The sequence below is a fragment of the Streptomyces sp. NPDC047000 genome, assembly GCF_040644295.1.
Classification (GTDB): Bacteria; Actinomycetota; Actinomycetes; order Streptomycetales; family Streptomycetaceae; genus Streptomyces.
The window spans coordinates 83,955-104,560 of sequence record NZ_JBEYWE010000030.1 but is presented as its reverse complement, the minus strand read 5'-3'; the positions used below and the strand labels follow the sequence as shown (position 1 = coordinate 104,560).

The window sequence follows — 20,606 nt, the reverse complement described above, 5'->3', positions numbered from 1 at the left end:
TGAGGGAAGATGCAGGAGCAGGCACGGACTCACCAGGTGTTCATGGGACTTCGACACTCACATGATCACCGAGACCGTGCCTGCACTGTGTCCACACCCTCCCCGAACCGGGACGTCCACCCCGGCTCCGGGCCAGCCCGGCGTTCCGGACGGATCGCAATCATGCAACGGCCCCTGTTGGTGCACTGGGGCTGATGCTCAACATCGTGATCCTCTGGAACACGGTCTACTTGCAGCAGATCATCGCCGAGATGCGCGCCGAGGAACACCACATCCGCGACGAGGACGTCGCCCGCCTCTCGCCGCTGATGTTCGCCCACATCAACTTCCACGGCCGCTACAGCTTCGCACTGCCCGCCGAAGTCCGGGGCGGCCGGCTGCGCGCCACCCGCAAGCCCGCCGATGCCTCGGTCCGGTCTGCCCCGCCCGGCACGCTCGCGGCCTGGGCGAGCCGGTACCGGACCTTCTCGTACGACAGCCCGGTCTGGCTGCCGATCTGCCGCAGCCCCCAGCCCCCCGCCTTGGCCGCGGCCATCCCGTCGTCCAGCGCGGCGTTCGTCACCTCGTCCAGGGCCTGCCGCAGCTGAACCACCAGCCGAAGCCGGATCGCGGGCGCCAGGTCACCCAGGCCGTCGCAGAAGCGGGCCACGTCCGCCTGGAGGAAACCGATCCTCGGGCCATCGCTCACCCGCACACCCTGACGGTCCAGACCACACACCGTCAAAACTTCTGACAGCAACGCCGGTCCTCTGTTCCGTTCCTACTCGGATCCCAAACTGGGCACTAACCAATATTTCGGGCAATCCGGAGATTTCGAGACCGGAGCGCCCTCCTTCACCTCCACCCAAAACCCCACGTTTTACCATACTGCGATATGGTGCAGGTATGGCTACAAAGAAGGTCACGATCACTCTCGACGAGTCCCTGGTAGAGGCTCTGGCAGGTGCCGCCGAGGAAGAGGGCATCCCGCTTTCCCGGCTCGTCGCCGGAGCAGCCGAGCGGGAACTGCGCCTGCGGGCCAGCCGGGCCGTGATACGGGAATGGCAGGCCGAGCAGGGCGCCTTCACCCCGGAGGAACTCGCCGCCGCCCGCGCCGAGATGGCCGACGCCGACGCCGAGTACCTGAGCAGCCCGGGGGCATCGGCCGCGTGAACATCCCGTACCTGTACGACGCCGGCGCGTTGATCGCCATCGACAACAACGACCGGCGCATGTGGGCCCGCCACCACCTGGCACTCGACGACGGCCGGGACATCCACGTCCCCAGCATCGTCGTCAGCCAGGCCTGGCGGGACTCCCGCCGCCAGGTCAGGCTCGGCAGATTCCTCGCCGGGTGTCATGTCGTACCCGTGACCCTGGAGACCGCCAAGGCCGCGGGCATCCTCTGCGGCAAGGCCGGGACCGCCGACGTGGTCGACGCCACCGTCGTCGTCATGGCAGCCGGCCTCGGCGCGATCATCTGGACCTCGGACCCGAACGACATCCACGCTCTCATCGACGCCCAGGACGTCAAGCCGACGCTCGTCCTGCGTACCGTGTGAGTCGCCACCCGCCCACACGCCGCGGAGCCGTCACCCCCCTTTTTTCGATCTTCACACATCGGACAATTCTTCGCCCGTTAGGGTCGGGGCATGACGTCACCCCTTGTCGGCAGTGCCTTCGATTCGCTCCGTCTCGACGCCGTGCGCGACCAGGAGGCGCTGCGCCGGGCCTACGCACTTCCCAGCGACGCGGCCATGCGCAAGCAGATGACCGAACTCACCGAACAGACTCGGCAATTGATCGCATGCTCATCGCTGGTCCTGGTCGCCAGCGCCGACGCCGACGGTAACTGTGACGTCTCCCCGCGCGGCGGGCCCGCCGGGTTCGTCACCGTCCTGGACACCCGGACGGTGGTCATACCGGACGCGACCGGCAACAAGCGTCTGGACACCCTGCAGAACGTCGTCGCCACCGGGCGGGCCGGGCTGCTGTTCGTCATCCCGGGGCGCACCACGACCCTCAGGGTGAACGGCCGGGCCTGCGTCTCCACCCGCCCGGAACTGCTGTCACAGCTGACCGCCGTGGGCAAACCGCCGGCCAGTGCGCTGGTGCTGGGGATCGAGGAGGTCTACCCGCACTGCCCCAAGTCGCTTCTGCGCAGCGGGGCCTGGAAGCCGGAGCAGTGGCTGCCGGCGGACACCCAGCCGACCTCGGCCGAGGTGACACTGGCCCAGCTTCGGATGCCGGGACTGACGATCACCGACATCGAGCAGACGGAGGCGGATTCACTGAAGTACCGCTACGAGTAACCGCCCCGACGACCAGGAGAGGGGCATGGCGGCTCTCCTGGTCGATCGCCCAGGAACTCTGGCACGGGGCGCCTGCGGCACGGGGCAGACACGGGGAAAGAAGCGCGACAGACCGCTCACCGAGACGGAGGCGGGAGCCGCATCCCGCAAGTTCCTCGGCTACGGCGGTTCACGGCGTCCGGTCGGCGGGTGGGACGAACTCCGGCTGGTCGAGCAGGCGCAGCCAGCTTCCGTCGGGCTGGCGTCGGACGACCTGCGCCCGGGCACCGGCCCCGTCCCTCGGCGGGGTCGAGGTGAGGGCGATGCCCCCGCTCACCAGGGTCGGCAGCGGTTGCTCCGGCTGGAAGCGAGGACCGCCGGCCAGCACCTTCTCCCACAGCTCGCGGATCGCGTCCCGGCCCACCGTCCGTCCGCCCGGCGGGTACGCCAGCACCGCGTCCTCCTCGTACAGCGCGGCCACCCCGGCTGCGTCACCGGCGTTGGACCGTTCGACGAACAGGCGGGTGATGTCCTCGGGTCGCATGGCCTTCTCGTACTCCGGCACGGGTGCCTCCGGGCGTCGGGGTTCAGTCCTGGGAACTCGGCGCTACGGCTCTACGGCGCCGCAGCGCTTCTCAGCGTGGCCGGTCAGTGATGGCGTCCCGGAAGGCATCCCAGTTCATGCCGTAGAAATCCGGGAAGCCCAGCTCCCGCTTCAGAAGCAGGTGCAGGGCGCGCTCGTCGGTCACCTCGCTGACGTCAATGGTGATCATGGCGCCATGCTTGCACGTGGTTGCACCGTCCTGACATCCACGAGTGACATCAACGACGCCGGACGCCAGCAGTCCTAGGCGGCCCTGCATGGCCAACGTGGCCCGGTGGCTCCCCGGCAACGCCGAGGAGCGATCGAACTCCTAAAGCGGGCGTCGCAGGTTCGAATCCTGCCGGGGGCACAGAGAAACGCCAGGTCAGGATCCCTTCCGTCCAGCGGACGGGAGGGCCTTCCTACGGGCGGCACAGTGCTGGGCCGACATGCTCGCCTGCTCGACCTCATCCGCGGGGCACCTACAACACGCACCGACCAAGGTCGATACATCCTCCGTGCGGGGCGAAGGTGACGTGGGAGTCACCCTCGTCGATGGCCAGGTTCAGGGCGCCCTCCAGGACCTTGGCCAGGCGGCGCAGCAGTGGGAGAGTGGGCACGGTGTCGCCGCCCTCCATCAGGGACACCTGAGGCTGCGTCATCCCGGCCCGCTCGGCCAGTTCTGCCTGGGACAGGACGAGTTCGGTACGCCGGCCGTGGACCGCCTGCCCGAGATCGCCGACCGGCCGTGTGTCGACGTACTCCTGGTCGTACTCCACCGTCTCACCCGCAAGCTGCCGGGTTCGGCGGGTTCTCCACGTGCTGTGATTCATCAGCTCTCGTGGGGCACCGTGGGACGTGTGACCGGTACGACGGTGAGGAGGTCGTCCAGCCCTTTGAAGTCGTCGGGGTTGGTGGTGAAGAGGGGAAGGTCCTCGGCCACGGCGATGGCGGCGATCATCAGGTCGGCCACCCGACGGCGCGGCTTGCGGCCGGCGCTGATCACCGCCGCGCAGATGCGGCCGTAGATGCGCGCCGCTTCGGCATCGAAGGGGATGGGGTCGAACTCGTTCTCGGCACGTTGCAGAACATCGAGCCTGCGGGCGCGTTCGGCGTGTTCGTCGTAGCCGCTCTGCTCGTCGTTGCGACGGACCTCGTGCGGACCGGCGGACAACTCGGCCAGGGTGATCGCGGTGATCGCCATTTCGTCCGGCAGTTCCTCGGGAGCCACCCACCGGCGAAGGATCATGATGTTGGTGTCGAGGAGCCCCTGCTCGTGCGTCGCACGCTCAGCGGGCATAGGGATCATCCAGGTAGGTGTCGGCCGTGGCGTCCTGGTCGGCACGGAACGTGTCGAGGTCGATGTCAGGGGCGGTCCTGGACATCGCGGCGAACTCCTGGCGGGAGACGAACCGACGGCGTCGCCGCAGGGGGACGAGTTGACCGATCGGGTGTCCGTCACGGGTGACGGTGAACGACTGGCCGCCCTGTATGGCGTCCATGATCTCGCGGGACCGACTGCGCAGATCCCGCTGGGTGATTTCGGGCTGAACGCTCATACCGACCACGGTAGCACCCAGTGCTACACCGTGGCACCGCTGGCGGTGTCCAGCTTCAAGCGCAGTGAGCTTTTCCCCGTAAGCGCCCGTAGCTTGCTGTGATCGCGATGCTTGCGCTGCCGCCCATGCGGTCCTCAAGTCCGGGCAGGCGTAAGGCCGACCAGCGGCTGCTGAATCACCCCCTGCCCCAGGGACCAGCACGCCCCGGGATCAACCGCGGGACATCCCGTCAGGGGGCGGGTCGGCGGTCCCTGACCATGAGATCGGTGGTCTCAGTCTGCGATCCTGGTCGGTTCCCGGGACGCGGGTGGGCGCCCCGCCGTTTGAGTGGACGGTGGCGCCAACGGACGGTCGTGCCGAGGGCCCCCAACCGCACCACCGCCCACGGGTGCCGCTAACGGCCTTCCGGTTCCGGGGTCAGGCCCATGTCCTTGGCGCTGTACCGGGGCAGGCCCGCGGTGTCCACCGTGAACGTGCCGAGGTCGGTGGCGACGGTGACGGGTTTGCCGTAGGGAAGGTGCAGCCGGTTCTCGTAGGCGGGGCGGCCCTCGCCCCGGCCGATGCCCCACTGGTAGGTCCAGGTTCCGTCGCGCGGGTCGAGGATCAGGTAGTGCGGGATGCCCATGGCGGGGTAGTCGCGGGTCTTGTGGTCGTAGTCGTTCTCCGGGTTCGTGGGAGAGACGATCTCAACGGCGAGGACGATCTCCCGCGGGTCCAGCGGGTCGTCGGTCTGCATGGCGTCACCGGAACAGACGAGAATGTCCGGGATGCGCAGCTTTCCGAGATTCTCGTCGTCCGTGTCCGTGGCCTCGAACGCCCAGAAGCCTTCGGGGAGTTGTTCGTCCAACTGCCGGGAGACCACCTTCGCCGTGAACTGGTGGCGAGGGCGCGGGCTCATCGTCATCACGAGTTGTCCGTCACTGATCTCGGGCCAGGCGAAACCCGGCGGCGGAGTGATGTGATCACGACGGGCCCGCAACCGCCTGTACAGGGTTCGCCGAGTCATGGATCCTCCCGCGTCCCAGTATGACGGCGATCGACACCCTTGCGGGAGATCACCCTGCCAGGGCCTCGACACCTTGGGGCGCCGACGCGCAAAGGCCACTCGCGAGTCGGCATGCACGACACACCGTCGTTCCCGTTCCCGGCGCTCGCCGTTTCACGGCGTCCGGTCGGCGGGTGGGACGAACTCCGGCTGGTCGAGCAGGCGCAGCCAGCTTCCGTCGGGCTGGCGTCGGACGACCTGCGCCCGGGCACCGGCCCCGTCCCTCGGCGGGGTCGAGGTGAGGGCGATGCCCCCGCTGACCAGGGTCGGCAGTGGTTGCTCCGGCTGGAAGCGGGGGCGGCCGGCCAGCACCTTCTCCCACAGCTCGCGGATCGCGTCCCGGCCCACCGTCCGTCCGCCCGGCGGGTACGCCAGCACCGCGTCCTCCTCGTACAGCGCGGCCACCCCTGCCGCGTCACCGGCGTTGGACCGCTCGACGAACAGACGGGTGATGTCCTCGGGTCGCATGGCCTTCTCGTACTCCGGCACGGGTGCCTCCGGGCGTCGGGGTTCAGTCCTGGGAACTCGGCGCTACGGCGCCGCAGCGCTTCTCAGCGTGGCCGGGTGGGAACCAGAAGTCCAACAGATGGATTTTATGCCAGCTAGAATCTCCAGTCATGGATCTGAGGCAGCTGGAGTATTTCGTGGCGGTCGCCGAGGAGCGGAACTTCACCCGGGCGGCCGAGCGGGTGCACATCAGCCAGTCCGGCGTGAGTGCCCAGATCCGCCAGTTGGAGCGGGAACTCGGCGCCCCGCTCTTCGACCGGTCGGCGCGCACCGCGACCCTCACCGTCGCGGGCAAGGCGGCGCTCGGACACGCACGCGCCGCACTCGCCGCGGCCGGTGCGGTGGGGCAGGCGGTCGGTGAGGTCACCGGCCTGGTCCGGGGGCGGCTCACGATGGGGATGATCACGGGCTGCACCCTCACCCCGCTGTTCGACGCCCTCGCCGCCTTCCACCGCGTACATCCGGGTGTGGAGGTCTCCCTGCTGGAGGACAACTCCGACCGTCTCGTCGAGAACGTACGCGGCGGCACCGTCGACCTGGCTCTGATCGGGACCGCGACCGCCACGCCCGAGGCCGAGGGGCTGGAGTCGCTGACGCTCATCAGCGAGCGGCTCGTCGTGGCGGTTCCGGCCGCGCATCCCCTGGCACGGCAGAAACGCGTCGCCCTGCGGGACGTGGCCGCGTACCCGATCGTCTGCATGCCGCCCGGCACCGGTCTGCGCACGGTGTTCGACCGTGCCTGCGCCGCACAGGACCTGCGTCCGACGATCGCGCTCCAGGCCGGCGCCGCGGACGCCATCGCCGGTCTTGCCGCCCGCGGGCTCGGCGTCGCCGTCCTCACCGAGTCGATGGCCGGGAGCCACCGCGACCGGCTCACCGCGCGTCCCGTCCAGGACATGACGACACCGGCACTGCTCGCCCTGATCTGGAGGAGCGGGCAGAGCCCCGCGGTACGTGAGGTACTCGTGCACTGCCGCCGGGCGTTCGCCCTGCCCGACGCGTGAGCGTGTCCGGCAGGCGGTGACGGCCGGCCCGGGACCGCGTCAGCGGCGTGAGAGGAAGATGCCGCCGAGGGCCGCGCCCAGGGCCTGGCCGGGATGACGACCACGAGGACACGGCCGGAACGGCTGGTCACCGAGTCCCGCTACGACCGCGTCGCGGTCCCGCAGCCGCGGTCGCCGTCGCCGTCGCCCAGCGGTGCCGTGCGGTCGTAGGGGTCGACCGTGCGGCCGTCCGTGGCGGCGTCCGGTGATCCGCCGCCGAACTCGGGCCGGAAGTAGCCGGTGGGCTCGCCGCAGCCGCCGTTGGTCATGTCCAGCTTGTAGGAGAGGAGGGAGAAGGTCCCCTTCTCGGTGACGACCTTCGACGGATCGTCCCAGCTCACCACGGTTTCCCGCCGTACGATCACGCGCACGACCTTGTCGCCGCCGCCGGCCGGGGCGACCGGATACACGTAGGTGACGTCCGCGGTCACCTCGAGCGCTCCGCGCTCCCCCTCCCGGTAGGTGAGCCGGCCCCGGGTCCTGACCTCGTCCCCGACCAGGCGGGCCTGCGCCGGGTCGAAGCGGCTGAAGAGCATCAGCGGGTCGTGGTCCTCGCCCGGGGTGCGCAGCGCCGTCGACACGAAGGTGCTGACATCCTTCTGGTGCGGGTTCATCAGGGCGATCGCCTTCTCCGGGCGTCCGCCCCGCAGCACCGCCGGGTCCAGGCCGGCCGCGGCGAGGAAGTCACGCGTACGCGTGAGGCCCCGCTGCACCTCCGCCTTCGTCATCCAGCCGGTGGCCTCGGCGGCGGGCACGGTGATGCCGGCCGTGCCGCTCGCCCAGCGCGCCGCCGGGGAACCCCGGAACGGCTCGGCGAGCGTGGCCTGCCCGCCCGGCTCGGTGGCAGGCGCCTGCTCCGGCCTCTCCGTCTCCTGCGCGAGAGGAGCGCCGGTACGGTCCCCGCCGTGGGACCAGATGACGTCTCCCGGGTCCACCGCCACGAACAGCAGCGCCAGCGCGGCCGCTAAGCCCACCACGTACCAGCCCTTCTTCCTCCGGGGCTCGATGAGCGAGGAGGTGGGCGCCCGCCACGGCGTCTGCTTCTCGGGCACCGCCCGTATGCGGGCCGTCACCTCACGGGCCCGCGCGGACGGCTCCTTCGGCGCGTCTGCCGTCCCGTCGGCCGAGGTCCGCAGGAACTCCGCCCACACCTCGTCCGGCACCGACGAACCGTCCTGCTCCCGCTCCCCGCTCATGCCCAGGCCCCTCCCCTTGCCGTACGCGTCAGGCCCCTCCCCAGGGGCACCGCATGATCGCACAGCACGGACCGGCCGAGCCCGTTCCGGGGCCTCCACCGCTCTGCCGCAGGACGAGCCGGGGGGCATCAGTGCCGCGGGCTTGTGCCGGTTCCTGTCCCACACCGGCTCCTTGACTTCCTCCCCGCCTCAAGTTCCGGCCCGGTCCGTCGCCCGGATCGTCTGTTCACACGCGTGCGCGTATGCGTGCACCAGGGCGCGGTGGTCGTCGGTGCGCCAGGCCAGGGCGAAGCGGCTGGGCGAGATGCCCGTCACCGGGCGGGTGACCACTCCGCCGAGGGTGATCAGCGGGGCGTTCCCGGCCGCCAGCAGCACCACGCCGAGACCCGCCGCGAGCGCCTCGTACGTCTCCTCGGTGCTCGCCACCTCCGCACCGATACGCGCCGGTCTGCCGCCGCGGGCGTCGGTGGCCAGCCAGTAGTCCCTTAGTGGTCCGGCGCTGTCGGGCAGCGCGAGGAACGGCTCCTCCAGCAGGTCGGCGAAGTCGACGGTGTCCCGGTCGGCGAGCGGGTGGGTACGGGCCATGGCTACCAGGCGGGGTTCCTCGGCGACCACCGTCCACCGGTAACGGTCCGGATCGGGCAGCGGCAGCCAGACGAACGCGGCGTCGCACGTGCCGTCGGCGAGACCGGCGGTCGGATCGTCCCAGGCGACCTGACGCAGCCTGAGACGGGCGTCGGGGCGGGCGGCGGTGAAACGGGAGCGGATCGCCGGCAGCACACCCCCGCGTCCCGGGCTCGTACTCATCCCCACGACGAGGACGGCCGAGCTATCCGCGACGACCCGGGCGACCGCCTCCTGGGCCGCGTCCCACTCGGCGAGCAGGCGGTGAACATGCGGCAGCAGCGCAGCCCCGGCCTCGCTCAGGCGCACCTCGCGCCGGTCGCGCTCGAACAAGGCGACCCCCACCTGCTTCTCCAGCATCCTGATCTGCTTGCTCAGCGCGGGCTGCGAGACGTACAGCCGCTCGGCCGCACGCGTGAAGTGCAGTTCCTCGGCCACTGCGGCGAAGTACCTCAGGTCCCGTCCGTGAACGTCCATAGCCATCGGTTATCACAGCAGATCTTGGACGGGCAACGAGGCTTCCGCGCAAGGTGGTTCACACACGGACCGCCGAGAACGGCGGGCCACCCGACTCAGGGAGCCGAACATGAACAGGGTATGGCTGGTCACCGGGGCGAGCAGCGGGTTCGGCCGGGCCATCACCGAGGCGGCGGTGGCCGCGGGCGATGTCGTGGTCGCCGCCGCCCGCCGCACCGCGTTGCTCGACGACCTGGTCGCCGCCCACCCGGACCAGGTGGAGGCGCTGCCACTGGACGTCACCGACATCGCCGGCGTCCAGGCCGCGGTGGACGGCGTGGCGGCCCGGCACGGCCGGATCGACATCCTGGTCAACAACGCCGGACGGGGCATGATCGGGGCAGTCGAGGAGACCACCGACGCGGAGCTGCGGGACCTGATGGACCTGCACTTCTTCGGTCCCGCCGCGCTCACCCGGGCCGCGCTGCCGCACATGCGCCGCCGGGGCTCCGGCGCCGTCGTGCAGATGTCCAGCATGGGCGGGCGGTTCGCCTTCGCCGGGGTGGGCGCCTACTGCGCCACCAAGTTCGCCCTGGAGGGGTTCTCCGAGGCATTGGCGGCGGAGGTCGCCCCGCTCGGCATCCGGGTGCTGATCGTCGAGCCCGGCGCGTTCCGTACCGGCTTCGCCGGCAGCGGAGCACTGCAGCAGTCCGCGGCCACGGACACCTATCAGGACATCGTGGGCCCCGTCCGATCGGGGCTGCCGGACGGCAGCGGCCGGGAACCCGGTGATCCGGCCAGGGCCGCGGCCGCCATCCTGACCGCCCTGGACGCCGACGAACCCCCGCTGCGTCTGCCGCTCGGCAACGACGCCACCGACGGGATCACGGACCACCTCGACCGCGCCGGCACCGAACTCCGTTCCTGGGAAAAACTCAGCCGGTCCACCGACTTCGACGACTGACACCCGTCCCGTACCTGCGCGTGGCTCCTGCGAGGCAAGGGGGTTCTCGCGCGGCGGGCCGGCCCGCTGTCGCGTTACTTGCCCCGGACGTACCGGATGGTCAGGGACGTACCGATACCCACGACGGCGCCCGTGATCGCCCAAGGGGTGCTGGCCCTGCCGTGGTTGAGCCAGGAACTCAGCCATCACCGAGTTCGTCGCCGGTCCCGCTCACCCGCCGCCGCGGCGGCGGACAACGCGCGGCCCGCCAGCCGCACCAACTGCTCTACCACCGCCTGCCGGTTCGCCTCGGGCAGCGCCGCCCACACCTTCCTGTCCGGCACCGCCTGTCGTGTTCTCCGGGGCCGATGTCACTGTCATCGCGCATGACGACCCGTTCCCCTCGTCGCTCACCCGGCCCCGCAACCGTTGCGCCACATCGACCAACCGCAGCAGGCCCTCACGACCGATTATCGGCGTCGGCTGAACCCTTTGACCATCCATAAGCGCAGTGTGCTCGGGCGATGGAGCGCTCTCACGCGTGGGTGATGCACGCCCGCCGGCACGCCCGCGACTACGAACGCCTCGTCCAGCACTCCGAATCGCTGATCACGTGGGCCGCGATCACCCTGATGACCAGGCGCATCACCCAGCGGCAGTCCAAACGCTCGGGACAGCCGGCCTCTCGCGAGGCCCAGCGGGACTGATCGTTCTCACGGCTACCGTCACCACCCAGATCCGGTCCCGCCTCGCGGCAGCGCCCCAGCGACCACCCTGCCACGGACCACGGTCATCTCGGGTGGAAACAGCCTGGGGCTGCGGTTCGATCGATCCACAGCCCCGGCGGACGGTGGCGCTGCTCAGGGTCGGTCGAGGGTGTTCTTGTAGATGCGGCCGTCCTTGATGATCACGGCGAGGTTCTTGTCCGGGTCGCCCAGCACGGTGAGGTCCTGGGTGGGATCGCCTTCGACGAGGAGGACGTCGGCCCAGGCGCCCTCGGTGATCTGGCCGAGAGGGGCCGCCTTGTAGGGGTCGCGCTCGCCGGAGAGCCGGAAGAGGGCGGCGTTGCCGGACGTGGCGATCCTCAGCGCCTCGCCGGGCTTGAAGTCGAAGTGGGTGGACAGCCGGGTGAGCATCTCGTTCTGCAGGCCGGCCTTCTCGGGTTCGAGCAGCAGGTCGGTGCCGAAGGCGATGTTCGCGCCCTCCTCGCGCGCCCACTTGAAGGAGTTCGCGACGCCTTCGCAGACCTGCTTGTTCTTCTCGGTGTTCTCCGGGTTGGGGTACTCGTGGTCGCTTTCGAGGAAGGGCTGGGTGCTCAGCCACACCCCGCTTTCCGCCATCAGCTTGACGGTCTCGGGGCCAGCGACGAGGTGGCCGTGCTCGATCGACCTGATCCCGGCGGCGATCGCGCGGCGGATGCCCTCGTCGTTGTAGACGTGAGCGGCCACGTACGTGCCCCAGTCCGTGGCGGCCTCGACCGCGGCCTTGAGCTCGTCCAGCGTGTACTGCAGCACGTCCAGCGGGTCGTAGGCGGAGGACACCCCGCCGCCCGCCATGACCTTGATCTGGGAGGCGCCCTTCTTCAACTGCTCGCGCACCGCCGCGAGAACCTGGTCTCGGCCGTCGGCGACCCGCAGGAAGCCGATCTGCTCGGCGCGGGCGTGCGCTCCGCAGGTGAAGGTGTTCGCGTCCTCGTAGACGTGGGAGAAGTCGCCGTGACCGGACGTCTGGGAGATCGCCGCCTGGCTGGCGTAGATGCGCGGGCCGGGGAACGTCCCGGCGTCCAGGACCTGCCGCAGCGAGGTGACGTCGCCGGCCATGTCCCGGACGGTCGTGAAGCCGCGCATGAGCATCTGCCCGGCCGCGGCGAGCGCGTTGTAGTAGCCCACGCCGGTGGCGCCGGTGGTCAGGCCCGCGAGGGAGGTCCCGGTCGCGAAGAGGTGGACGTGCGCGTCGGTCAGACCGGGAATGAGCACCCGCCCGCCGCCCTCGATGACGACGCTCCCCTCCGGCGGATTGTCCGTACCGATCGCGGCGATCTTGCGGTCCTGGATGAGCACCGACGTCGGCGCCGTCAGCGTCGGCACGTTCGACGTCGGCAGGTTCGACGCGGCCGGTTCCGGTTTGGTGGAGGCGGCGGCGAAGACGCGCACGTTGTTGATCAGGATCGGTACGTGGGTGTTCTGCTGGGTCACGATCTTCCCTCTCGTGGCGAGACAGTACGAGCCGACGGACCCGCCGACCCGGTGGGATCGGGCGGGCACTCGGTCGGTCGCGCAGGAGCGGAAGGCCGGGGCACGGGCGCGGGACTGCCCCGCCCTGCCGGGAGCAGCGCCACCCCAGGCCGACATGTGCCGCTCGTCTCGACCCGGTCGTTCGGGGGAGCGCCGACGAGGTTCCGGCGCAGAACACCCGAGGCCCCATCAGCGGCCATGACGTCCTTCCGCGCAACTGGTCGCCGGCACCGCGGCCCGCTCAACCGGACACGCTAACTTCAAAGTCGTCAGCACATGCCGCAGGCAAGGCGGATCCGACACAAGATCACCCGATGTCGTGAACCTCGCCGAGCCGCCCCGCCGCTGCGGGAGCCCGCCCGTCTCGGTGTCGCGCTGAGCCTGACCGCCCGCGCCGTCGCCGAGCGAGCCTGCCAACCCCAGGACCTCTGACCGGTCAACCCTCTCAAGCCGGGGGGATCAACCCTTTTCGATTCCGGGCCTGGACGAACGCTTCGCATGCCCTCAGAAACAGGTACTAGGGCCTGTGTGATGTCGTGATCAATCGGCCGCTTGCAAGAGATCTCCGACCCGGATCATCGAGGCACGGAGTTCGGGGTCGGCGAGGTGGCTGTCGGGCGTCTTGCCGAAGCGTGGGGCGAGGCCGCGCCAGTCTTTCAGCCGGTCCACCGACTTCGACGACTGACACCACCGGCGGGAGACGCTTCAGGACAGGTGCCGCGTCAGGAACAGCGCCGCCGTTGCCCGGTCGCAGGCGGCGCGGCCGGGTTCGGCGACGGAGGTCAGTTCGGTGTGATGATCAGCTTGCCCCGCTTGGCCGTGCCATTCTTCTGTTCGAGTTCGGTGAGTGCCGGGATGGCCTGCGAGAGCGGGACGGTGCGGGTGATCGGCAGCCGCAGTGTTCCCCGGCCGGCGGCTCGGGCGACCTCTTCGAGGTCTTTGGTGACCGGTCGGGCCGTCATGACCTGGAACGGCCCGGGCAGGACACTTCTGGCGAGGTTCGCCGGGGTGGGGAGAATGCTGATGATGCGGCCGCCCGGCTTGAGCATCGTCCGCGCGGCCTTGACCGGGAGCGTGCCGGCGGTGACGAGGACGAGGTCGAACCCCCCGGCGAGCGAGGCGGGGTCGAAGTCGAAGTCGACGACCGGGTCCATACCGAGGCCGCGCGCTTCGGACCTGGCGCTGCCGCGGCAGCTGCCTGCGACCATGGCCTGGTGGGCGAGGGCGATCTGCACGGCGGAACGGCCGACTCCGCCGAGGCAGCTGTGCACGAACACGGCCTGGCCCGGCTGCAGCCTTCCCTTCGTGATCAGGGCCTGCAGGGCGGTGATCCCGACCGTCGGGATCGCGGCGGCGTCCTCGAACGAGAGGTTCCCGGGCTTGCGCACGACGCCCTTCTCCTGGGCGACGACCACGTCGGCGAACGCGCCCGCGGACTTGATCGGCGTCCCGCCGAGCACTTCGTCACCGACATGCAGCCGGGTGACGCGGTCGCCGACCGCTTCGACGACGCCCGCGAAGTCGTAACCCATCGCGCGCGGGAAGCGCCGGCCGGTCACATACTTCATGCGGCCGGCGCGGATCCCGAAATCCATCGGGTTGGCCGCGGCTGCGCGCACCCGGACGAGGACCTCGTCGGGACCGAGCGGTGCGGGCTCGAAGTCCTCGAGCCGCATGACCTCCGGCCCGCCGTACTGGTGGTACTGGATCCGCTTCACCGTCGCCGTCCCTTCATCGCTTCCGTGTGAGGTGTTCCGGACGCGGTCACAGCGTGACCACGACCTTGCCGTGGACGTGGCGTCCGGCCTGCAGCGTCACGGCGTCACGGATCTTCTCGACCGGGAAGGCCGCGGCGACGGGGACGGTGAGCCTGCCGGCGAGGACCGCGTCGGTGATCCGCTCCATGGCGTCCGCCGCCGCGTCGACGGCGCCCGTGGCGCGTACACCGCCGGGAGGGTTGGGGCCCGCGGCGATCGTGGAGATCCGCTCGGGTGGCACGCCGAGCGCCAGTGCCGCCTCGGCCGTCTCCGTGCCGAACAGGTCGGTCGCGGCGGTCGGCCCGCCGGGCGCCAGCGCCCGGACCCGGTCCGCCAGCCCGGCGCCGTAGGGCACCGGCTCGGCGCCCAGCTGCCGCAGGAACCCGAACGTGTCCGGCGAGGCGGTGCCGATCACGGTGGCGCCGGCCAGCCTGGCGAGCTGCACGGCGAACACGCCCACGCCACCGGCGGCTCCCCCGATCAGGACGGTGTCGCCGGGCCGCGGGCCGATCGCCGCCAGGGCGGCGGCGGCGGTGAGGCCGGCCACCGGAAGCGTGCTCGCCACCTCGTCACTGATGCCCTCCGGGGTGTGCCACAGCGAATCAGCAGGGGGCCTGAGTACGACGAAGTCGGCGACCGCCCTGCCCAGGGCCCCGCCGTGGACACGATCGCCCACGGCGAAGCCCGTGGCGCCGTCGCCGACCTCGTCGATCACGCCGGCGAAGTCGGACCCGAAGCCGGACGGCACGGTGATGCCGAACCGCGCCGCGGCCTCCGGCCGGGAGGCGATACCCCAGTCCATCGGATTCAGTCCGGCGGCCGTCACGCGCACACGGACCTCACCCGGGCCGGCGTGCGGCTCCGGAACCTCCCGCAACTCCAGCACTTCGGGACCTCCGAACGCTTCGTAGATCACAGCACGGCTCACCGGCGGACTCCTCGCAAGGGAACTGACGGAACCAAGCCCCGTCACTGTACACGAGTGACGGAACCAAGTCCCGTACACTGTGTCCATGGCTCGCTGGGAACCGAACGCACCAGAACGGCTCGCTCACGCCGCCCTCGATCTCTTCGCCGAGCGGGGCTACGAGAACACGACCGTCATCGACATCGCGCAGCGCGCGGGACTGGGGAAGACCACCTTCTTCAGGCACTTCCAGGACAAGAGGGAAGTGCTCTTCGGCCGGGGCATGATGGACGAGCTGCTCGCCGAGGCGATAGCGGCAGCACCGGCGACCGCCGGCCCGTTCGAGGCGATCGCTCACGCGCTGGACGCGGCAGGAGGAGCGGTCTTCACGCCCGCGCGCCGCGAATTCATCGCCCGCAGACAGACGGTGATCGCCGCCAACCCCGAACTCCAGGAACGCGAAGCGCTGAAGAACCTCGCCCTCATCGCGTCGATGGCCGACGCGCTCAGACAGCGCGGCGTTCCCGATCTGACCGCTCGCGTGGCCGCGGAACTCGGCGCGCTCGCCTCCACGATCGCCTTCGAACGCTGGAGCCGGACGACCGCCGACGACGACTTCAGCAAGCTCGCCCGACAGGCACTCGACGACGTGCAGGCATCCACGGCCCTCTGCTGACCGACAGGCGTGCCTGAGCCGGCTGATCAGGACGCATCGCGTCGGGGATGTCCCGGATGCGGATGCTCAGCCGAGGTCCAGCGGTACGCGGTACAGCAGTTCGTGCAGATGGGCGGCCTTCACCATGACCGTCACCTCGATAGGCCTGGCACGGTCCGAGCGGACGACTCGGAAGGTTCTGAGCACGGGCACCTCGGAGGGCAGTTCGAGGGCCACGTATTCCTCCTCGGTCGGAGGTCGGCACGAGACCCTGTCGGTCATCTCCCTCGGCGGGTAGCCCAACTCGGCGAGGAGGGTGGGTGATCCGCCCTTGATCTTCCTGTGGTCGAGCAGCGCGGTACCACGGGCGATGTCCATGGGGTAGTACGACCGGACGAGTTCGGCCGGTTCGTCGTCCAGGAGGAGCAGGCGGTGGCGAATGGCGGCTGTGCCGTCGGGGGTGAGCCCGAGGGCGTCGCGGACCTGTGCGGGCGGTACCACCTCGGCGACCTGGAGGATCCGGTTGTCCCCCTTCCTCGCCTGCTTCGCTGTTTCCCTGATCCAGGCGTAGGGCTCGCCGTCACGGGCCGGGGGCATGGTGGCGACGCTGTCGATCGCCTGCTGCGGGGTGTCCCGCACGAAGACGCCACGGCCGGACCGGCCCACGATGAATCCTTCGTCCTTGAGGAGCCCCAGGGCCCTCTGGACGGTCTGGCCGGACACTCCGTAATGCGCCACCAGATCCTGGGTGATCGGGAGTTGCTCGCCGGGGGTGAGGTCGCCGGACATGATGTCGGCCCGGATCCGGGCCGCGATCCTGTGGTGCGCCGGGCGGGTGTCGGTGTGCTTCGCCATGTCAGCCGGCCTTGGTGCGATAGGTGAGGTGATGTCCGCGCAGCATGATCATGCGGGACACCTCGACGGGTTCCCGGTCCGCGGTAGCGCTGGTGCGGGTGAGAACGAGGACCGGTTCGCCTTCGGTGAGGCGGAGCGCCTCGCGGACGCCCTGGTCGGGCACGTCCACGGTCACGTCCTCGGTGACCTCGACGACGGTGTGGCCGAGGCTGGCAACCAGGGTGACGGCGCCTCCCGGGATCTTGCCGGGTTCGGCGAGGGGGGTGCCACGGGCGATCGCCGCCGGGTAGTACGAGTCGGTCAGTTCGACCGGCTGGTCCTCCAGGTACATGATCCTGCGCCGCACCACCGCTGTTTCGCCGGGCCGCAGGCCCAGAGCGGCCGCGATGGACGGCGGCGGCTCCAGTTCCCGCACCTCGACGATCCGCTGTGAGCCCCGGCGCTGCCGACGCTCCAGTTCCTGGGTCCAGGCATCGCTCTCCCCCGCGTCGCGAGGCGTCAGGTAGGCAACCGACTCCGACTCCCACATGCGATCCGGCACGGCTCCGTCACCCCTTCGGTGGACCAGTCCCACGATAGCCGCCTACTCACTTGATGAGTGTTTCAGTATGGTCGCTTACTGACTTACTGAATTTTTCATTAAGCTGCACACGGTCGTTCGGACCCATGTCCACGGCCGCACGGACCAGGAGGCACGATGCAGGATCAGGCTGTTCCCCTCCCCCTCGACGGGGTCGGTCACCTCGGTGATGCCGGTTCGGTCCCGGCGGCGCGGTGTCGAACCGACGCCGCAGACGCCGCCGCCCGCGAAACGATGCTCTTCGACCGGCGCCGAAACACCCCTGCCGCGGCCCGTGTCTTCGTGTCCGAGGCTCTTGGCCGATGGGGCCGGACCGGCCGCATCGAGGACGTCCTGCTGTGCGTCTCCGAACTCACCACCAATTCCGTGGTGCACGGAGCACCGCCGGGCAGGCGGATCCTGGTGCGCGTCGAGCGGCATCCCGCGCTGATGCGGGTCGAGGTGCATGACGGGGGCAGCCGTATGCCGGTGCGACGAGAGCCACAGGACGGCGTCGAGGGCGGCCGAGGGCTGCCGCTCGTCTCCGCTGTGGCGGACCACTGGGGCGTGTCGGAACGCCAGGGGTCCGGCAAGTGCGTCTGGGCCGTCTTCCACGACACCACGGCACCCGCGGGCTGACCTCAGCGAGCGACCGGGCCCGACCCGGTTCCCGAAAGAGAGCGCGCGGTCTGCACGACCGTACCGCTCGGTGAAGTCCGGGTCGGTTTGACACCTTGACACCGCTTTTTGACTGACCGCCCTGCCCGCCTGGCTCCGCACCCGCCGCCCTGCCGGACGCGTCCTGGACGCCGAGCCCGCCGGACCCGTTCCGGTCTTCCCGCACGGCAGGCCCACCGGGAACTCTAAGATCACCGCAACGGCCCTGCCGAGCGCGCCGTTCCCGTCCTGCCGAGGAGTGATGCCGTGACGTCCGACGGCGAGCGGTCGCACATCACGGTCGACGGGGAGGAGTTCGCGGTGCACCAGCCGCACGACGCCCCGGGGACGTACCACTTCACCTGGCTGACCGGCCGCAATCCCGGATACGGGTTCAGCTGCCGCATCCATCCGTCGGTGCAGCTCACCGAGGAGCAACTGGCGGAACAGATCAGCGGCTTCCTGACCCAGGTCGACCCCGTCAGCGGCTGCGTCGAGTGAGCACGGCGTGGCGGCCCACTACGGGCGGCACACGTTGTAAGAGTTCCTGTCGTACATTGGTTGCATGGCAGCTCGACGCGCGGGACACACCGAGAACGTCTCCGTCTCCATGCCCTCCGATCTGCTGGCCGTGCTGCGGGAGCGGACCGGTAAGCGAGGGCTGTCGTCGTACATCGCCGAAGCGGTGCGGCATCAGCTGGAGATGGACGGTCTGGCCGAGATCGTCGCCGCTCAGGAGGCCGAGCACGGCCCGCTCACCGAGGCCGAGATCGAAGCCGCCTCCCGTGAACTCTTCGGACCTGCCGGGAACGAGGGGAAGCACGCCGCGTGAAGGAGGAGGCACCCCGGTCGGTCGTCCTCGACTCCCAGGCGCTGTCGCTGCTGCTGTCGAGCGACCGTGCGCTGACCGCCCGGATCGAGGCGGCTCGCAGGGCGGGTCTCCCGGTCCGCGTCTCGGCACTGACCGTCGTCGAGGCGGTACACGGCAAGACCGACATGCCCCGCCTCAAGTGGTACCTGTCCCGGCTGCGCCTGGAGTCCGTCACCCCGGAGGACGCGCTCACGGCGGTGACACTTCTGCGGGAGGCCGGCGGACTGCACGGCCACAAGTACGCGATCGACGCCCTGGTCGCCGCCATGGCGCTGCGCTCGCCGTCCCCCGCTCTCGTCCTGACCTCCGACCGTGACGACTGGGTCCGCCTCTGCGGCGACCGCGTCGTCGTCCGGGACGTCTGATGCCCCGGTGAACCTCCCGGGACCGCGCCGCTTCACTCGTCAGACGTTGGCGTGCACGCCGATGCCGCCGGAGCCACCGGAGCCGGTGAGGTTGTCACCGGTGATGTAGGCGGCGGCGTCCGAGGCGAGGAAGGCCACGGCCTCGGCGATGTCGGCGGGAGTGCCGACGCGGCCGCGTCACTGCGTGCCGGTTGGCTCGAAAAGCGACTGCGCTTCCAGGATGCCGCTCGTCGAACCCCGTATGGACGCGGCCACCGGCAACGAGGCAGCGAGGACCCGCGCGGTGATCACGACGGCGTTCACGTGCCTGGACGCCGCTTCGATGACATGGGTCGCGGGCGACGGCAAGGACGACATCATGGACCTCTACGACGAGTGCGTCGCCGCGGTACGAGCCTGACCCACGCCGACGACGAGGTACGCCGACCGGCCGGAAGTACCGCCCCCGGTCCGCGTCCCTCCCACGTCCTGCCGCACACCACAGTCGTCTCAGCCAGGGGCCGTCGCAAGGAGGCGCCGCAGCGCGGCACGGGCAGGCGGACCCCAGGTGGGTTTGCCTCCGGGGCGGCCGTGGACACCGGCGTCTCCGATGAGGAGGCCGCCCAGGGCTCTCAGCACCGCCCAGCCGCGGGCGCGGCGCAGGGTCGCGGCATCGGGAACCGGTCGGTAGGCGCCGTGGAAGCGGTCGGCGGCGCCGTCCGGCAGCAGCGTCCACGGGGCGGCGAGGTCGCAGGCCGGGTCACCCGCGCACAGGTCACCGAAGTCGATCACGCCGCAGAAGGTGCCGTCCCGGGTGAGAACGTTGGCGGGGTGCAGGTCACCGTGGAGCCACAGGGCCGGCCCCGCCCAACCGGGCGCGGCAACGGCGTCCTCCCACACTGCGCGGACGGCTGCCGGCTCTGTGATCAGCCCCAGCTCGGTGGCCGAGACGAGCTGTGCGGTGAAATGCCCGGCATGGTCGGCCAACGGCCCCCCGCGGCCACGGCCGGTAGGCGCGCCGTGGGGAGCGGGCCGGTGAAGAGCCGTCAGGAACGCGGCCAGGCTGTCGGCCGCGTCCGTAGCACGCGTCGCGGGGGCGCGGTCGGCGGGCTCGCCCGGCACCCAGGTGGTGACGATCCAGGGCCGCGGAAACCGCGCGGAAGGCTCACCGAGGCGCTGCGGGACGGGAACCCGCAAGGGGAGACGCGGGGCGAGGGCGGGCAGCCAGGCATGCTCCTTGCGCACCAGCGCGTCGGCGGACTCCGTCGCCCAGGGCAGCCGGACGGCGAGGTCGTCGCCGAGTCGCCACAGCTGGTTGTCCCAGCCACGCGCACCAAGTCTCAACGGGAGATCCGCAAGGTCAGGACACTGATCACGCAGCAGTTCCCTGACCAGCTCCGCAGTGATCTCGATGGCGGTACGAGTCATGGGAAGCCACAGTAGCCGGGCGGCGCCTCCTCCTGGAGAACGTCTGCTGGGACGTCGACGCGGCCCGCCCGCAGGCTGCGTTCGACGTCGGCGTCCCACCCGCGGCGTCCCTC

General features: G+C 70.4%; 27 protein-coding genes and 2 pseudogenes. 13 read left to right on the top strand and 16 right to left on the bottom strand.

Annotation, left to right across the window (positions count from 1 at the left end; genetic code table 11):
* Positions 1–80 precede the first annotated feature (80 nt).
* The 4 genes from ABZ862_RS32520 to ABZ862_RS32505 all read left to right on the top strand — a co-directional run bounded on the left by ABZ862_RS32520 (position 81) and on the right by ABZ862_RS32505 (position 2,291).
* On the top strand, positions 81–587 hold the full coding sequence (locus ABZ862_RS32520; RefSeq protein WP_360966099.1) for a Tn3 family transposase: 507 nt from the start codon (positions 81–83) through the stop codon (positions 585–587).
* A 298-nt stretch (positions 588–885) separates the two neighbouring features.
* Positions 886–1,152, top strand: a complete 267-nt coding sequence (locus ABZ862_RS32515; protein ID WP_360966090.1) for a hypothetical protein — start codon at positions 886–888, stop codon at positions 1,150–1,152.
* Positions 1,149–1,541, top strand: a complete 393-nt coding sequence (locus ABZ862_RS32510) for a twitching motility protein PilT (RefSeq protein ID WP_360966087.1) — start codon at positions 1,149–1,151, stop codon at positions 1,539–1,541. The genes ABZ862_RS32515 and ABZ862_RS32510 overlap by 4 nt, the downstream gene beginning before the upstream one ends.
* Positions 1,542–1,631: 90 nt before the next feature.
* Positions 1,632–2,291, top strand: coding sequence for an MSMEG_1061 family FMN-dependent PPOX-type flavoprotein (locus ABZ862_RS32505; protein ID WP_360966084.1), 660 nt, complete (start codon positions 1,632–1,634; stop codon positions 2,289–2,291).
* A 169-nt stretch (positions 2,292–2,460) separates the two neighbouring features.
* Here the strand turns inward: ABZ862_RS32505 and ABZ862_RS32500 are convergent, their stop codons facing one another.
* The 7 genes from ABZ862_RS32500 to ABZ862_RS32470 form a co-directional block, all read right to left on the bottom strand.
* Complete coding sequence (locus ABZ862_RS32500; protein WP_360966081.1) at positions 2,461–2,835, bottom strand: nuclear transport factor 2 family protein; 375 nt, start codon at positions 2,833–2,835, stop codon at positions 2,461–2,463.
* Between the two features lie 70 nt (positions 2,836–2,905).
* A complete protein-coding gene (locus ABZ862_RS32495) occupies positions 2,906–3,043 on the bottom strand; it encodes a barstar family protein (RefSeq protein WP_360966078.1) in 138 nt (45 codons plus the stop codon).
* 292 nt (positions 3,044–3,335) lie between these two features.
* Positions 3,336–3,686 carry a helix-turn-helix transcriptional regulator gene (locus ABZ862_RS32490; protein ID WP_360966075.1) on the bottom strand — a complete coding sequence of 117 codons (351 nt, stop codon included), beginning with the start codon at positions 3,684–3,686 and terminating at the stop codon, positions 3,336–3,338.
* A complete protein-coding gene (locus ABZ862_RS32485; protein ID WP_360966073.1) occupies positions 3,686–4,153 on the bottom strand; it encodes a type II toxin-antitoxin system VapC family toxin in 468 nt (155 codons plus the stop codon). Before ABZ862_RS32485 ends, ABZ862_RS32490 begins: the two co-directional genes overlap by 1 nt.
* The gene (locus ABZ862_RS32480) at positions 4,143–4,412 is read right to left on the bottom strand and encodes a prevent-host-death protein (RefSeq protein ID WP_360966070.1); all 270 of its coding nucleotides are present in this window, start codon (positions 4,410–4,412) and stop codon (positions 4,143–4,145) included. The genes ABZ862_RS32485 and ABZ862_RS32480 overlap by 11 nt, the downstream gene beginning before the upstream one ends.
* Before the next feature lie 394 nt (positions 4,413–4,806).
* Positions 4,807–5,418, bottom strand: coding sequence for a Uma2 family endonuclease (locus tag ABZ862_RS32475; protein ID WP_360966067.1), 612 nt, complete (start codon positions 5,416–5,418; stop codon positions 4,807–4,809).
* 153 nt (positions 5,419–5,571) lie between these two features.
* The gene (locus ABZ862_RS32470; RefSeq protein ID WP_360966064.1) at positions 5,572–5,946 is read right to left on the bottom strand and encodes a nuclear transport factor 2 family protein; all 375 of its coding nucleotides are present in this window, start codon (positions 5,944–5,946) and stop codon (positions 5,572–5,574) included.
* A gap of 128 nt (positions 5,947–6,074) precedes the next feature.
* On the opposite strand from ABZ862_RS32470, the gene ABZ862_RS32465 reads away from it, so the two are divergent.
* Complete coding sequence (locus ABZ862_RS32465; protein ID WP_360966061.1) at positions 6,075–6,968, top strand: LysR substrate-binding domain-containing protein; 894 nt, start codon at positions 6,075–6,077, stop codon at positions 6,966–6,968.
* Between the two features lie 140 nt (positions 6,969–7,108).
* Here the strand turns inward: ABZ862_RS32465 and ABZ862_RS32460 are convergent, their stop codons facing one another.
* Both ABZ862_RS32460 and ABZ862_RS32455 read right to left on the bottom strand, forming a co-directional pair.
* Entirely contained in the window at positions 7,109–8,203 is a 1,095-nt protein-coding gene (locus ABZ862_RS32460) for a hypothetical protein (protein ID WP_360966059.1), read from the bottom strand.
* A 189-nt stretch (positions 8,204–8,392) separates the two neighbouring features.
* Positions 8,393–9,310 (bottom strand): LysR substrate-binding domain-containing protein, encoded by a 918-nt coding sequence (locus ABZ862_RS32455; RefSeq protein WP_360966056.1) that lies wholly within the window; start codon positions 9,308–9,310, stop codon positions 8,393–8,395.
* Between the two features lie 103 nt (positions 9,311–9,413).
* Between ABZ862_RS32455 and ABZ862_RS32450 the strand changes: the two genes are divergently transcribed.
* Positions 9,414–10,247: an oxidoreductase gene (locus ABZ862_RS32450; protein WP_360966053.1), complete on the top strand. Its 834-nt coding sequence runs from the start codon at positions 9,414–9,416 to the stop codon at positions 10,245–10,247.
* 503 nt (positions 10,248–10,750) lie between these two features.
* Positions 10,751–10,879: pseudogene (locus ABZ862_RS32445) on the top strand (IS5/IS1182 family transposase); the annotation flags it as partial.
* Positions 10,880–11,086: 207 nt separating this feature from the next.
* Here ABZ862_RS32445 and ABZ862_RS32440 read toward each other — a convergent pair.
* The 3 genes from ABZ862_RS32440 to ABZ862_RS32430 all read right to left on the bottom strand — a co-directional run bounded on the left by ABZ862_RS32440 (position 11,087) and on the right by ABZ862_RS32430 (position 15,145).
* A complete protein-coding gene (locus tag ABZ862_RS32440) occupies positions 11,087–12,421 on the bottom strand; it encodes an amidohydrolase family protein (protein WP_360966051.1) in 1,335 nt (444 codons plus the stop codon).
* 821 nt (positions 12,422–13,242) lie between these two features.
* Complete coding sequence (locus ABZ862_RS32435; RefSeq protein WP_360966048.1) at positions 13,243–14,178, bottom strand: NADP-dependent oxidoreductase; 936 nt, start codon at positions 14,176–14,178, stop codon at positions 13,243–13,245.
* Between the two features lie 46 nt (positions 14,179–14,224).
* Entirely contained in the window at positions 14,225–15,145 is a 921-nt protein-coding gene (locus tag ABZ862_RS32430) for an NADP-dependent oxidoreductase (protein WP_360966045.1), read from the bottom strand.
* Positions 15,146–15,230: 85 nt separating this feature from the next.
* On the opposite strand from ABZ862_RS32430, the gene ABZ862_RS32425 reads away from it, so the two are divergent.
* Positions 15,231–15,800, top strand: coding sequence for a helix-turn-helix domain-containing protein (locus ABZ862_RS32425; RefSeq protein ID WP_360966042.1), 570 nt, complete (start codon positions 15,231–15,233; stop codon positions 15,798–15,800).
* A gap of 66 nt (positions 15,801–15,866) precedes the next feature.
* Here ABZ862_RS32425 and ABZ862_RS32420 read toward each other — a convergent pair whose 3' ends face one another.
* Together ABZ862_RS32420 and ABZ862_RS32415 are read right to left on the bottom strand one after the other, a co-directional pair.
* Complete coding sequence (locus ABZ862_RS32420) at positions 15,867–16,634, bottom strand: GntR family transcriptional regulator (protein ID WP_360966039.1); 768 nt, start codon at positions 16,632–16,634, stop codon at positions 15,867–15,869.
* Position 16,635: 1 nt separating this feature from the next.
* Positions 16,636–17,175 (bottom strand): UTRA domain-containing protein, encoded by a 540-nt coding sequence (locus ABZ862_RS32415; RefSeq protein WP_360966036.1) that lies wholly within the window; start codon positions 17,173–17,175, stop codon positions 16,636–16,638.
* A gap of 273 nt (positions 17,176–17,448) precedes the next feature.
* On the opposite strand from ABZ862_RS32415, the gene ABZ862_RS32410 reads away from it, so the two are divergent.
* From ABZ862_RS32410 to ABZ862_RS32395, 4 genes are all read left to right on the top strand, one after another.
* Positions 17,449–17,832, top strand: coding sequence for an ATP-binding protein (locus tag ABZ862_RS32410; protein WP_360966096.1), 384 nt, complete (start codon positions 17,449–17,451; stop codon positions 17,830–17,832).
* Between the two features lie 285 nt (positions 17,833–18,117).
* Positions 18,118–18,351 (top strand): hypothetical protein, encoded by a 234-nt coding sequence (locus ABZ862_RS32405; RefSeq protein WP_360966033.1) that lies wholly within the window; start codon positions 18,118–18,120, stop codon positions 18,349–18,351.
* Between the two features lie 64 nt (positions 18,352–18,415).
* Positions 18,416–18,682, top strand: a complete 267-nt coding sequence (locus ABZ862_RS32400) for a hypothetical protein (protein ID WP_360966030.1) — start codon at positions 18,416–18,418, stop codon at positions 18,680–18,682.
* Positions 18,679–19,086, top strand: coding sequence for a PIN domain-containing protein (locus tag ABZ862_RS32395; RefSeq protein WP_360966027.1), 408 nt, complete (start codon positions 18,679–18,681; stop codon positions 19,084–19,086). The genes ABZ862_RS32400 and ABZ862_RS32395 overlap by 4 nt, the downstream gene beginning before the upstream one ends.
* Positions 19,087–19,125: 39 nt before the next feature.
* On the opposite strand, the pseudogene ABZ862_RS32390 reads toward ABZ862_RS32395, so the two are convergent.
* Positions 19,126–19,260 (bottom strand): annotated as a pseudogene (locus tag ABZ862_RS32390) (SDR family oxidoreductase); the annotation flags it as partial.
* A gap of 46 nt (positions 19,261–19,306) precedes the next feature.
* On the opposite strand from ABZ862_RS32390, the gene ABZ862_RS32385 reads away from it, so the two are divergent.
* On the top strand, positions 19,307–19,486 hold the full coding sequence (locus tag ABZ862_RS32385) for a hypothetical protein (RefSeq protein ID WP_360966024.1): 180 nt from the start codon (positions 19,307–19,309) through the stop codon (positions 19,484–19,486).
* Between the two features lie 89 nt (positions 19,487–19,575).
* On the opposite strand, the gene ABZ862_RS32380 is transcribed toward ABZ862_RS32385, so the two are convergent.
* Positions 19,576–20,493, bottom strand: coding sequence for an aminoglycoside phosphotransferase family protein (locus ABZ862_RS32380; protein ID WP_360966020.1), 918 nt, complete (start codon positions 20,491–20,493; stop codon positions 19,576–19,578).
* Positions 20,494–20,606 lie beyond the last annotated feature (113 nt).